General features: G+C 72.2%; 10 protein-coding genes. 3 read left to right on the top strand and 7 right to left on the bottom strand.

The window, feature by feature from the left end; genetic code table 11:
• Positions 1 to 13 precede the first annotated feature (13 nt).
• Positions 14 to 808, bottom strand: coding sequence for an N-formylglutamate amidohydrolase (locus OG852_RS07580; protein ID WP_133917603.1), 795 nt, complete (start codon positions 806 to 808; stop codon positions 14 to 16).
• Between the two features lie 86 nt (positions 809 to 894).
• Here OG852_RS07580 and OG852_RS07575 point away from each other — a divergent pair, with 86 nt between their 5' ends.
• Positions 895 to 1,236: a DUF5713 family protein gene (locus OG852_RS07575; RefSeq protein ID WP_133917602.1), complete on the top strand. Its 342-nt coding sequence runs from the start codon at positions 895 to 897 to the stop codon at positions 1,234 to 1,236.
• On the opposite strand, the gene metX is transcribed toward OG852_RS07575, so the two are convergent.
• From metX to OG852_RS07560, 3 genes are all read right to left on the bottom strand, one after another.
• Positions 1,214 to 2,380, bottom strand: coding sequence for a homoserine O-acetyltransferase MetX (metX, locus tag OG852_RS07570; protein ID WP_208117392.1), 1,167 nt, complete (start codon positions 2,378 to 2,380; stop codon positions 1,214 to 1,216). The genes OG852_RS07575 and metX overlap by 23 nt on opposite strands.
• On the bottom strand, positions 2,381 to 3,691 hold the full coding sequence (locus tag OG852_RS07565; protein WP_330347411.1) for a bifunctional o-acetylhomoserine/o-acetylserine sulfhydrylase: 1,311 nt from the start codon (positions 3,689 to 3,691) through the stop codon (positions 2,381 to 2,383).
• A 182-nt stretch (positions 3,692 to 3,873) separates the two neighbouring features.
• Entirely contained in the window at positions 3,874 to 6,093 is a 2,220-nt protein-coding gene (locus tag OG852_RS07560; protein ID WP_133917600.1) for an NADP-dependent isocitrate dehydrogenase, read from the bottom strand.
• A gap of 218 nt (positions 6,094 to 6,311) precedes the next feature.
• Between OG852_RS07560 and OG852_RS07555 the strand changes: the two genes are divergently transcribed.
• On the top strand, positions 6,312 to 7,877 hold the full coding sequence (locus OG852_RS07555) for a M1 family metallopeptidase (protein ID WP_133917599.1): 1,566 nt from the start codon (positions 6,312 to 6,314) through the stop codon (positions 7,875 to 7,877).
• Position 7,878: 1 nt separating this feature from the next.
• On the opposite strand, the gene OG852_RS07550 is transcribed toward OG852_RS07555, so the two are convergent.
• Together OG852_RS07550 and OG852_RS07545 are read right to left on the bottom strand one after the other, a co-directional pair.
• Positions 7,879 to 8,979, bottom strand: a complete 1,101-nt coding sequence (locus tag OG852_RS07550) for a mechanosensitive ion channel family protein (RefSeq protein WP_133917598.1) — start codon at positions 8,977 to 8,979, stop codon at positions 7,879 to 7,881.
• A gap of 227 nt (positions 8,980 to 9,206) precedes the next feature.
• A complete protein-coding gene (locus OG852_RS07545; protein WP_133917597.1) occupies positions 9,207 to 10,238 on the bottom strand; it encodes a lysylphosphatidylglycerol synthase transmembrane domain-containing protein in 1,032 nt (343 codons plus the stop codon).
• 75 nt (positions 10,239 to 10,313) lie between these two features.
• Between OG852_RS07545 and OG852_RS07540 the strand changes: the two genes are divergently transcribed.
• Entirely contained in the window at positions 10,314 to 12,206 is a 1,893-nt protein-coding gene (locus tag OG852_RS07540; protein WP_330351414.1) for an ABC transporter ATP-binding protein, read from the top strand.
• Here OG852_RS07540 and OG852_RS07535 read toward each other — a convergent pair.
• A complete protein-coding gene (locus OG852_RS07535) occupies positions 12,203 to 12,937 on the bottom strand; it encodes a DUF6585 family protein (protein ID WP_133917596.1) in 735 nt (244 codons plus the stop codon). The two genes, OG852_RS07540 and OG852_RS07535, sit on opposite strands and share 4 nt — an antisense overlap.
• Positions 12,938 to 12,948: the final 11 nt, after the last annotated feature.

Raw genomic sequence — 12,948 nt, 5'->3', positions numbered from 1 at the left:
CACACGGCGGCCCTCAGGACACGGCGTCCACCAGGGCCGCGAGGGCCGAGGCCAGCCGGGGCAGTCCCGCCCCGGCCGGCCCGCCCGGCTCGCTCATGTAGGTGTCCCGCCGGATCTCCACCATCAGCGCGGACACCGCCGGCTCCCGCCCGTGGAACTCCAGGGGCACGTACGTCCCCGCGAACGGGCTGTCCAGACCCGTCTCCCCGATCTCCGCGAACGCGGCTCGCGCGGCGGCGAGCAGCTCCGGCGGGGTGTGGAACGCGTCGGTGCCCAGACAGACCGGCGGCCGGGGCCCCTCGCCGTGCAGTTCGTAGGGCAGCCGCTCGGTCGGATAGGAGTGCACGTCGACGACGACGGCCCGGCCGACCGCCGCGAGCCGCTCCCGCACGGCCTCGGTCATGGCGGCGGCGTACGGCCGGAAGTACCGCTCGACCAGCGGTTCCGGATCGAGGCCGTCCCCCCGCAGCACCTCCCCCCGCGTGGTCCGGGTGTAGACGGCCCCCATCCCGACGGCCCGCATCTCCTCCCGCTCGTCCGGGAACCGCTCCGGGTCCACCACCAGCCGCGACAGCCGGTTGACGAACCGCCAGGGCGTGGCGCCGGCCAGCCGGGCGGCCTCCTCGGCGATCCGGGCGGTGTACGCGTCGGTGATGTGGTCCAGTTCCCGCTCCAGCGCCCCGTCGTCCAGCACGATGCCGGCCCGCACGCCGGCCGGTATCTCCCGCGCCGAGTGCGGCACATGCAGGATCACCGGCGAGGCGGCGGCTCCGGGCAGGAGCGCGAAGGAGGGTGCGGCAGGGGTCATCGGGCGGCTCCCGGGGCGTTGTCGGTGGCGTGCTGCATGATCGGGGATGCCATCACAACACGACGGGGCGCGAGGGCGGGACGGGCATGACGGTGACGAACGGGCAGGTGACGGGGCACGTGTTCCTGAAGGCGCTGTACCGGGACGCCTACTACCCGGACCCCGTGGTGGACCGGGGCCGGGACATCCTGCTGCGCCTGTGCGAGCGCGTCGAGGCGGAGCGGCCCGCGGACCTCGACGCGCTGTACGCCCTGACGCACGCCGCCACCGAGGAGTTCAACACGCTCCAGGACGCCTTCTGGCAGGCCGGCAGCGAGATCGAGACGGTGGCCCGGGAGGAGATCGCCGAAAACTTCTGGTTCATCTCCCGGGCCTACGGCTTCGTGGACGCGGACGTCGAGGAGCTCATCGCCCCCCGGGACTGGTGACCCGCTCCCCGAGGATCTCCCGGACGAGCGCGGCGACCTGGTCCGTCTCGATCAGGAACCCGTCGTGGCCGTACGGCGACCCGATCACCCGGAGCCGGTCGGCGCCCGGGATCAGGGCCGCCAGCTCGGCCTGCTGGGCGAGCGGATAGAGACGGTCGGAGTCCACGCCGGCCACCAGGGTCGGCGCGGTCACCCGGCCGAGGGCGGCCCGCGCCCCACCGCGCCCCCGGCCGACGTCGTGCGCGTTCATCGCCTCCGTCAGCACCACATAGCTGCCCGCGTCGAACCGCCGTACCAGCTTGGCCGCGTGGTGGTCGAGATACGAGCCCACCTGGTAGCGCCCGCCCCGGAAGGGGTCCTCGGTCCCCTGCGGCGCACGGCCGAAGCGGGTCCGCAGTTCCGGCTCGCTGCGGTAGGTGACATGGGCGAGCCGACGGGCGAGGCCCAGCCCGGTGTGGGGCCCGCGGCCCGTGTCGTGGTAGTCGCCGCCCTGCCAGTGCGGGTCGGCGCGAACGGCCCCCACCTGGATGTCGGCCCACGCGATCTGCTCGGCGCTCGCCTGCGCCGTCGTGGCGAGCAGCAGCAGCGCGCCGACCCGCTCCGGGAAGGACACCGCCCACTCCACGGCCCGCATCCCGCCCATCGACCCGCCGACGACCAGCGCCCAGCGCGCGACCCCGAGGGCGTCCGCGAGCCCCGCCTCCGCCGCGACCTGGTCCCGCTGGGTCAGGAAGGGGAACGCCCCGCCCCAGCTCCCGAGCCCGTCGGGGCGCGGGGAGGCGGGACCCGTGCTGCCCTGGCAGCCGCCCAGCACGTTCGGAGCGACCACGAACCAGCGGTCGGTGTCCAGCGGGCGCCCCGGCCCGACCAGGGCGTCCCACCAGCCGGCCGTGGGATGCCCGTCCCCGGCCGGTCCGGCGACATGGCTGTCCCCGGTCAGCGCGTGCAGCACCAGCACGGCGTTGGAGCCGTCCGGCGCCGGCCGGCCCCAGGTCTCGAACGCCAGCCGTACGCCGGGCAGTTCACCGCCCGTCTCCAGGGCGAGGGGCTTCTCGGCCGGGTACCACCGCCGGCGCCCGGGCGGGTCCCCCTCCCGCCAGGCCCCGGTGGCCGGGGGCAGGGAGACCTCCTGCGGCAGCGTCACCTAGGCGCCCTTGGCCGCGCGGAAACCGGCCTCCAGGTCCGCCTTGAGGTCGGCGAGATGCTCGATGCCGACCGACAGCCGCACCAGGCCCGGCGAGGTGCCGGTCGCGGTGAGCTGCTCCTCGTCGAGCTGGCTGTGGGTCGTGGACGCAGGGTGGATGATCAGACTGCGCACATCGCCGATGTTCGCCAGATGGCTGAACAGCTCGACCGCGTCCACGAACCGCTTGCCCGCCTCGATGCCGTCCCGCAGCTCGAAGGAGACGATCGCGCCCGCGCCCCGCGGCAGATACGTCTGCCCCGCCTCGTACCACGGGCTGGACTCCAGTCCCGCGTAGTGGACGGCGGCGACCTCGTCGCGCTGCTCCAGCCACTGCGCGAGCGCCAGCGCGTTCGCCGAGTGCCGCTCGATGCGCAGGCTCAGCGTCTCCACGCCCTGCAGCAGCAGGAACGCCGAGTGCGGGGAGAGCGCCGGACCGAGGTCGCGCAGGAGCTGCACCCGCAGCTTGATCGCGTACGCGCCCGGGCCGAGCGCCGGCCAGTACCGCAGGCCGTGGTAGCTCGGGTCGGGCTCGGTGAAGTCCGGGAAGCGCTCCGGGTGCGCGCCGAAGTCGAAGGTGCCGCCGTCCACCACCACACCGGCGATCGTGGTGCCGTGGCCGCCGAGGAACTTGGTCGCCGAGTGCACGACGACGTCCGCGCCGTGCTCGATGGGCCGCAGCAGATAGGGCGTCGGCACGGTGTTGTCCACGATCAGCGGCACACCCGCCGCGTGCGCCACGTCCGCGACCGCCCGGATGTCGAGGACGTTGCCGCGCGGGTTGCCGAGCGACTCCGCGAACAGCGCCTTGGTGTTCGGCCGGATCGCCGCCCGCCAGGCCTCGGCGTCGTCGGGGTCGTCCACGAACGACACCTCGATGCCGAACCTCGGCAGCGTGTGCCGCAGCAGGTTGTACGTGCCGCCGTACAGGGACGTGCTGGACACGATGTGGTCGCCCGCGCTCGCCACCGTCAGGATCGCGAGGGTCTCCGCCGCCTGTCCGGACGACAGCGCGACGGCGGCGACGCCGCCCTCCAGGGCCGCGATCCGCTGTTCGAGGACGTCCTGGGTGGGGTTGTGGATCCGGGTGTAGATGTTGCCGGGCTCGGCGAGCGCGAACAGATCGGCGGCGTGCTGGGTGTCCCGGAACACGAACGACGTGGTCTGGTAGATCGGGGTGGCGCGGGCGCCGGTCGTCGGGTCGGGGGCGGCGCCGGCGTGGATCTGCCGGGTCTCGAACGACCATGCCGAGGTGTCGGGCTGCGTGCTCATGGTGCTCCTCGTGCTCCTTGTGCTCTGCGTGCGGGGCAGAGCGTGGGACGTGCGAGGAGGAAAGCACGGCCGAAGGGGGCCGAACCGATCTGCAAAAAACGTGACATCAGACTGACACAGTCGATACAAAAGCCGCGCCCCGGCCGGGAGTTGCCGGCCGGGGCGCGGGGAGCGGGAGCGGGTCAGCTCAGGGAGGCGAGCGCCTCGTTCCAGGTGGCCGACGGACGCATGACCGCCGCCGCCTTCGCCGGGTCGGGCTGGTAGTAGCCGCCGATGTCGACGCCCTTGCCCTGGACGGCGTTCAGCTCGTCGACGATGGTCTGCTCGGCCGCGCCGAGCGTCTCGGCGAGCGGCTGGAAGGCCTTGGCCAGGTCCGCGTCCTCGGTCTGCCGCGCCAGCTCCTGCGCCCAGTACAGGGACAGGTAGAAGTGGCTGCCGCGGTTGTCGATGCCGCCGACGCGACGGGTCGGGGACTTGTCCTCGTTGAGGAAGGTCGCCGTGGCGCGGTCGAGGGTGTCGGCGAGGACCTGGGCGCGGGCGTTGCCGGTGGCCGTGGCGTACTGCTCGAAGGCGGGCACGAGCGCGAAGAACTCACCGAGGGAGTCCCAGCGCAGGTAGTTCTCCTTGACGAGCTGCTGGACGTGCTTCGGAGCGGAGCCGCCGGCGCCCGTCTCGAAGAGGCCGCCGCCCGCCATCAGCGGGACGACCGACAGCATCTTGGCGCTGGTGCCCAGCTCCAGGATGGGGAAAAGGTCGGTCAGGTAGTCACGCAGCACGTTGCCGGTCACCGAGATGGTGTTCTCGCCGCGGCGGATGCGCTCCACCGACAGCTTGGTGGCCTCGACCGGGGCGAGGATCCGGATGTCCAGGCCCTCGGTGTCGTGCTCCGGCAGGTACGCGTTGACCTTGGCGATCAGGTTGGCGTCGTGCGCGCGGGTCTCGTCCAGCCAGAAGACGGCCGGGTCGCCGGTGGCGCGGGCGCGGGTGACGGCGAGCTTCACCCAGTCCTTGATCGGGGCGTCCTTGGTCTGGCAGGCGCGGAAGATGTCACCGGCGGAGACGGTCTGCTCGATGACCGCGGTGCCGTGCTGGTCGACCAGGCGGACCGTGCCGGTGGTCGGGATCTCGAACGTCTTGTCGTGGCTGCCGTACTCCTCGGCCTTCTGCGCCATCAGGCCCACGTTCGGGACCGAGCCCATGGTCGACGGGTCGTAGGCGCCGTTGGCGCGGCAGTCGTCGATCGCGACCTGGTAGACACCGGCGTACGACGAGTCGGGCAGGACCGCGAGGGTGTCGGCCTCCTGGCCGTCCGGGCCCCACATGTGGCCGGAGGTGCGGATCATGGCGGGCATCGAGGCGTCGACGATCACGTCGGACGGCACGTGCAGGTTGGTGATCCCCTTGTCGGAGTCGACCATCGCCAGGGCCGGGCCCTCGGCGAGCTCGGCGTCGAAGGAGGCCTTGATCTCGGCGCCCTCGGGCAGGGACTCCAGGCCCTTGTAGATGCCGCCCAGACCGTCGTTCGGGGACAGGCCGGCCGCGGCGAGCGTCTGGCCGTACCGCGCGAAGGTCTTCGGGAAGAACGCGCGCACCACGTGACCGAAGATGATCGGGTCCGAGACCTTCATCATCGTGGCCTTGAGGTGCACCGAGAACAGCACGCCCTCGGCCTTGGCGCGGGCGATCTGCGCGGAGAGGAACTCCCGCAGCGGGGCCACGTGGAGCACCGAGGCGTCGACGACCTCGCCCTCCAGGACCGGTACGGACTCACGCAGCACGGTGGTGGAGCCGTCGTCGCCGACCAGTTCGATCCGCAGCGAGCCCGCCTCGGAGATCACCACGGACTTCTCGGTGGAGCGGAAGTCGTCCACCCCCATGGTCGCCACGTTGGTCTTGGACTCCGGCGACCAGGCGCCCATGCGGTGCGGGTGGGTCTTGGCGTAGTTCTTGACCGAGGCGGGGGCGCGGCGGTCGGAGTTGCCCTCGCGCAGGACCGGGTTCACGGCGGAGCCCTTGACCTTGTCGTAGCGGGCCTGGATCTCCCGCTCCTCGTCGCTCTTCGGGTCGTCCGGGTAGTCCGGCAGCGCGTAGCCCTGGCCCTGGAGCTCGGCGATCGCGGCCTTGAGCTGCGGGATCGACGCCGAGATGTTCGGCAGCTTGATGATGTTGGCCTCGGGGGTCCTGGCCAGCTCGCCGAGCTCGCTCAGCGCGTCCGGGATGCGCTGGTCCTCGGCCAGGTACTCCGGGAACACGGCGATGATGCGCCCGGCCAGCGAGATGTCCCGCGTCTCCACGGCGACACCCGCCTGCGAGGCGTACGCCTGGACCACCGGCAGGAAGGAATACGTCGCCAGGGCCGGGGCCTCGTCAGTGTGCGTATAGATGATGGTCGAGTCAGTCACCGGGTGCTCCGCTCCACGTCTGCAACATTGCTCGACATCAAGATATCTCGTGACGCGGGCGGGCTCGACAGGGGTCCGCCGGGGGTCTGCTCACACTTTCGCGTCCGATGTCCGCCGCACGGGCAACCGATCCGCGCGTTCCGGTGGTCCAGGGGGTAGAGAGTCGACCTCGTCCACCGGCCGGACCGACCATCCGGCCGCCCGAGCGAAAGCGGATCATGAGATATCGCACCAGAGTGACGGGCCCCGCCGCGGCCCTCATCGGCACCGCAGCCGTCGTCGCCGGGGGCGGCACGGCCCAGGCAGCCCCCGCGAACGGCAGGACGGACGGCACCGGGACCGCCGCCGTCCCCGCCCCCGAGACCCTCGGTGACCCCGTCTTCCCCGCCCTCGGCAACGACGGCTACCGCGTCACCGCCTACCGTCTCGACCTCTCCTACGACGCCACGACCACCCTGGTCGACGCCACGGCGACGCTGGAGATCCGCACCACCCGGTGTCTGTCCCGTCTCTCCCTGGACGCCCTCGGCCTGGACATAGCGTCCGTGCGGGTGGACGGACGCACGGCGGAGTTCGAACAGGTGGGCGAGAAGCTGCGGATCACCCCGGCCCGCGCCCTCGCCGACCGCGCCCGGGCCACGGTCCGCGTGGCCTACACCGCCGACCCGCGCCGCGCCCTCCCGCACACCGCCTGGGTCCCCACCCCCGACGGCTTCGCCGTGTGCCCGCAGCCGGACTCGGCGCACACCGTCTTCCCCTGCAACGACCACCCCTCGGACAAGGCCGCCCTCACCGTCCGCATCACGGTCCCGGCCGGCCTGAAGGCGGTCGCGAGCGGCTCCCTGGTGTGCACCGAGGACCTCGCCGGCGGCCGCACCGCGTACACCTACCGCTCCCGCTCCCCGATCGCCACCGAACTGGTGCAGATCACCGTCGGCGACTACGTCGTCAAGGAGCGGCAGGGACCGCACGGGCTGCCCCTGCGCGACGTCGTGCCCACCGCCCGCGCCGAGGCGCTGGAGCCCGCCCTCGCCCTCACCCCGGGCCTGGTGGACTGGCTCGAACAGCGGCTCGGCGCCTACCCCTTCGAGACGTACGGACTGCTGCCCTGCAACTCCGACGACCCGGCCGCCTTCGACTTCACGGGCCTGGAGACGCAGACCCTCACCCTCTACAAGCCGAACTTCCTCCTGCAGGCCGAGCCGAGGATCGGCTCGCACATGATGCACGAGCTGGTCCACTCCTACTTCGGCAACAGCGTCAGCCCCGCCACCTGGGCCGACCTCTGGCTCAACGAGGGCCACGCCGACTTCTACGGACTGCTCTACCGCTACGAGCGCGGCTGGCCGGACTCCCTGGGCCTGACCACGTTCGAGGCCCGGATGAAGGACACGTACGCCCGCGGCGACCAGTGGCGGCGCAGCTCCGGCCCGGTCGCCGCGCCGAACGCGGCCAACCTCTTCGACAGCCAGCGCTACCTGGGCGGCGTCCTCGTCCTGTACGCCCTGCGGCAGCTGATCGGCGAGGACGCCTTCCACGCCGTGGAGCGGGCCTTCCTGGCCCGCTTCCGCGACTCCTCCGCGTCCACGGAGGACTACATCGCCGTCGCCTCCCAGGTCTCCGGCCAGGACGTCTCCGGCTTCCTGCGGGACTGGCTGTACGGCACGACGACACCGAGGATGCCCGGTCACCCGGACTGGACCGTCACCCCGGTGACGCCGTCCCTCACGGCCCCGCGCAACAAGTCCGGGGCCCGGTGGCACGAGAACTCGGCGACGCTGTAGATCAGCCGTCCAGGCGGGCGGGGGTCGCCTCGTCCGCCTCGGCGGTGCCGGTGCGCTGCTGCGGGATGACGACCGCGCCCTGTTGCAGCGAGATGTTGCGGGCCGGGGCCGGGACCCGGATGCCCTCCTCGCGGTAGCGCCGGTGCAGCCGCTTGATGAACTCGTGCTTGATCCGGTACTGGTCGCTGAACTCGCCGACGCCCAGGATCACCGTGAAGCCGATGCGGGAGTCGCCGAAGGTGTGGAAGCGCACGGCCGGTTCATGGTCGGGGACCGCGCCGGTGATCTCCGTCATCACCTCGGCGACCACCTCCATGGTCACCCGCTCCACATGCTCCAGGTCGCTGTCGTAGGCCACACCGACCTGCACCAGGATCGTCAACTGCTGCTCGGGGCGCATGAAGTTGGTCATGTTGGCCTTGGCGAGCTGCCCGTTGGGGATCACGATCAGGTTGTTGGACAGCGCCCGGACCGTGGTCTGACGCCAGTTGATGTCCTCGACGTACCCCTCCTCACCGCTGCTCAGCTTGATGTAGTCACCGGGCTGGACGGTCTTGGAGGCGAGGATGTGGATGCCCGCGAAGAGGTTGGCGAGGGTGTCCTGGAGGGCCAGCGCGACGGCCAGACCGCCGACGCCCAGCGCGGTGAGCATCGGGGCGATGGAGATGCCGAGGGACTGCAGCATCACCAGGAAGCCGATGGCCAGCACCAGCACCCGCGTGATGTTCACGAAGATCGTGGCGGAACCCGCGACCCCGGAACGGGACTGGGTCAGCGCCTGCACCAGCCCGGCGATCACCCGGGCCGCCGACACCGTCACCACGAAGATCAGCAGCACCGTCAGACACTGGTTGACGGTGTGCTGGACCGTCCTCGTCAGCGGCAGCACCGCCGCCGCGGCCGCCGCGCCGCCCGCGATCGCCGCCCACGGCACGACCGTGCGCAGCGCGTCCACGATCACGTCGTCGCCGCTCCACCGGGTGCGCTTGGCGTGCTTGCCCAGCCAGCGCAGCAGCGTGCGCGACAGGAACGCCACGAGGAACCCCGTGGCCAGGGCGATCCCGGCGAGCACGAGGTCGTCCAGGGTCAGCGCGCGGTTCACCGGTCACCTCCGGGAAGTCGATCCGCGGCGTGGTCCCGGAAGCCCGCCGACGGCCGGATGTGAAGTCTCGTCACGTTGTCACCTGCTCGTTCACTGGATGTGCGGTCGCGCCCGCCGCAAGCGGGCGCGACCGTTCATCCTGCCGTATCGGACACGGCAGTTCGCACCCCAGGCCTTCCCCGACGGCGGCTTCGGGGCACCCCGCCCGCCCCGGCGCACGGAGGCACTCAGATCACCTTCCAGCGCACCAGCGCCCCCAGCGTCACCGCGCCCGGCACCAGCGGCAGCCACACCGTGATGACGCGGTAGGTGAGGACGACCGCCGTGGCGAGGGCCAGCGGGCCGCCCGCCGCGACCAGGGCCACGATCAGCGCCGCCTCCACCGAGCCGATGCCGCCCGGGGTGGGCACCAGGGCCACCGCCACCGTCGCCGCGAAATAGGCCACCGCCATGTGGGCCGCGGGGACCGGCAGGCCCAACGCCTGACCGACCGCGGCCAGTCCGGCCGCCTGGAGCACCGGGAACGCCAGGGAGCCGCCCCACAGGGCCACGGCGCGGGCGGGGCAGGCGTGCACCGAGCGGGCCTCGCCGAGCGCGGTGCGCAGGAAGGAGAACACGGCCGTCCGCAGCCGTCGTACACACGTCAGCGCGGCCGCCGCGAGGACCACCAGCGCCACCAGGGCCGCCAGCAGCGGGCCCACCGCTCCGTGCGGCAGCAGCGAGCCGAGCCGCAGCGCGTCCGGGAACACCGTGAGGAGCACCGCCAGCAGACCCACCCGGGCCACGCCCTCGGCCAGCAGATACAGCGCGAGAGCCGCCGAGGAACGGGCCAGCGGCACCCCGCACACCGTCATGAAGCGCAGATTGACCGCGCTCGCGCCCAGCCCCGTCGGCAGCAGATGGTTGGCCGCGCCCGCCGCGAACTGCGTGGCCAGCAGCCGCAGCCGGGGCAGCGGCTGCACCACCGCCCCCTGCCGGGTGACGGCCGCGGCCACCCAGGTCAGACAGGTCGCCCCGGCCGCCGCGAGCAGCCAGGGCCACTGCGCCGTCCGCAGATGACCAAAGCCCTCGGCGAGCACCGAGCGGTGACTCACCGCGACCACGGTGACCAACACGAGCGGGAGCAGACACAGGACCCGGCGGACGGGGAAGCGCCGGGGGAGCGAGGGGAGCGGAACCGCTGTCACAGTCGGAGAGGTTTTCCGCGCGGACCCAACAGCGGGTTGCGGAAGCGGAGACGGAGCATTACGTACGGTCATCGGGTCCTTCGGGGGTGCCTTCGCATACGGATTGACCTCAACCAAGCTCGAGGTTCTACCTTCTCTCCCATGAGCATGGACGCCGTTGCCATGACGCAGCTGTACAGCGTCATCAACTCCCAGCAGGAACGCCGCCCCTTCGACCCCGCCACGCTGCGCCGCATCGGCGCGTTCGCGCGGCCGCACCGCCGCCGTATGGCGCTGTTCGTACTGCTCGGGGTGGTGACCGCGCTGCTCGCCGTCGCCACACCGGTCCTCGCCGGAGACGTCGTCGACGCGATCGTGTCGCACGGCGACCCGGACCGGGTCGTCCGCCTCGCGCTGCTCATCGCGCTCATCGCGGTCCTGGAGGCGGCGCTGGGCATCCTGGGCAGGAGGCTGTCGGCGACGCTCGGGGAGGGACTCATCCTCGATCTGCGCACGGCCGTGTTCGATCATGTGCAGAAAATGCCGGTCGCGTTCTTCACACGTACTCGTACGGGGGCGCTCGTCTCCCGACTCAACAACGACGTGATCGGCGCCCAGCGCGCCTTCAGCAACACCCTCTCCGGCGTGGTGTCCAACCTGGTCACCCTGGTGCTGACGCTCGCCGTCATGCTCACCCTGTCCTGGCAGGTCACCCTGCTGGCGCTGGCCCTGCTCCCGGTGTTCGTGATCCCGGCCCGGCGCATGGGCCGCCGGATGGCCGGGATGCAGCGCGAGGCGGCCACGCTCAACGCCGCGATGGGCACCAGGATGACCGAGCGGTTCTCCGCACCCGGCGCCACCCTGGTCAAGCTGTTCGGGCGCCCCGAGGAGGAGTCGGCCGAGTTCGCCGCCCGCGCCGCCCGCGTCCGGGACATCGGCGTGCGCACCGCCACCGCCCAGTCGGTCTTCCTCACCTCCCTGACCCTCGTCTCCGCGCTCGCCCTCGCCCTCGTCTACGGCCTCGGCGGCCGGCTCGCCCTCGACGGCACCCTGGAACCGGGCGCCGTTGTCGCCCTCGCGCTCCTGCTCACCCGCCTGTACGCGCCGCTCACCGCGCTCGCCGGGGCGCGCGTCGAAGTGATGAGCGCCCTGGTCAGCTTCGAGCGGGTCTTCGAGGTGCTCGACCTGACACCGCTCATTGAGGAGAAGCCGGACGCCCGCGACATCGCCGAGGGACCGGTGTCCGTCGAGTTCGACGACGTCCGCTTCGGCTACCCGTCCGCCGACAAGGTCTCCCTCGCCTCCCTGGAGGAGGTCGCCACCCTCGACACCCGCGGCGGCGACGAGGTCCTGCACGGCGTGTCCTTCCGCGCCGAACCCGGACAGACGGTCGCGCTCGTCGGCTCCTCGGGCGCCGGGAAGTCGACGATCGCCCAGCTCCTGCCGCGCCTGTACGACGTCGACGGCGGCGCCGTCCGCATCGGCGGCGTCGACGTCCGCGACCTGAGCGCCGGCTCCCTGCGGGCCACCCTCGGCATGGTCACCCAGGACGGCCACCTCTTCCACGACACGGTCCGCGCCAACCTGCTCCTCGCCCGGCCCGACGCCACCGTGGACGACCTGTGGGACGCGCTGCTCCGCGCCCGCCTCGACGGCCTCGTGCGCTCCCTGCCCGACGGCCTCGACACCGTCGTCGGCGAACGCGGCTACCGGCTCTCCGGCGGCGAACGCCAGCGCATGACCATCGCCCGGCTCCTGCTCGCCCGCCAGCAGGTCGTCGTCCTCGACGAGGCCACCGCCCACCTCGACAACACCTCCGAGGCGGCCGTCCAGGAGGCCCTCACCGAGGCACTGGCCGGCCGCACCGCCGTCGTCATCGCCCACCGCCTGTCCACCGTGCGCGCCGCCGACCTCATCCTCGTGGTCGAGTCCGGACGGATCGTGGAACAGGGCACCCACGAGACCCTCCTCGCGGCGGGCGGACGCTACGCGGAGCTCTACCGCACCCAGTTCGAGGAGCCGGCGCCCGAGCAGGAACCCGAGCCGGAGCCGGTCGCCTAGGCGGATTCTCCGCGCAGGGCCGCGACCGCGGCCAGGAACAGATGGAGGTTGACGACGTCCTTGACGGCATGGTGGGACCAGCGGGCGGAATCGCCGGACCGCGTGATGAGGACCAGGCCTCCCGAGACCCGGACCTCCTGGACCTCCGCCCAGGGGAGCCGGCCCTTCTTCGGGGTGGACAGCCCGGCGCGGGAGAGGTCGAGCACCCCGAAGGAGACCGTCCCGCCGTCCTGGAGCGTCTTCAGCACCGCCGGGCCCTGGGCCGTGAGGACGGCCTCCTGCAGGAAGGGGCCCCAGACGTCGGGGCCCTCGTAGAACTCGGTGATCCGTACGGACCCCTGGCCCGGCACGCTCGCCGTGTAGGCGTACCGGGTGGGGGCGGGGCGGCCGTTGATGACCAGCTGGGTGATGTCCTGCTGGAGTCGCAGGGAGTCCCAGCGCAGGACGACCGCACCGCTGCCGACCGGCGGGTCCACCACCAGCCCCCGCTCGAACAGATGGAGCCGTTTACGGGACTGCCGCCGGCTGAAGCCGGGGTGGTGGCGGGCCTGCCACCAGTAGTACAGCACCCCGGGGAGGAGGAAGAGCAGCGACAGGTAGAAGGTGTTGAAGAGGTGGACGGCGAACATCCACCGGCTCATCCGCTTCGGCGCGAACACGGCCAGCGGCGGGCCCAGCCCGTGGCGGGCGGCCAGTTCGGAGACCTCGGGAGAGGGGACGGGTGTGGTCATGAGGACACCTT

This window comes from Streptomyces sp. NBC_00582, from assembly GCF_036345155.1.
Taxonomy (GTDB): Bacteria; Actinomycetota; Actinomycetes; order Streptomycetales; family Streptomycetaceae; genus Streptomyces.
This window is presented reverse-complemented; position numbering and strand designations above follow the sequence as displayed.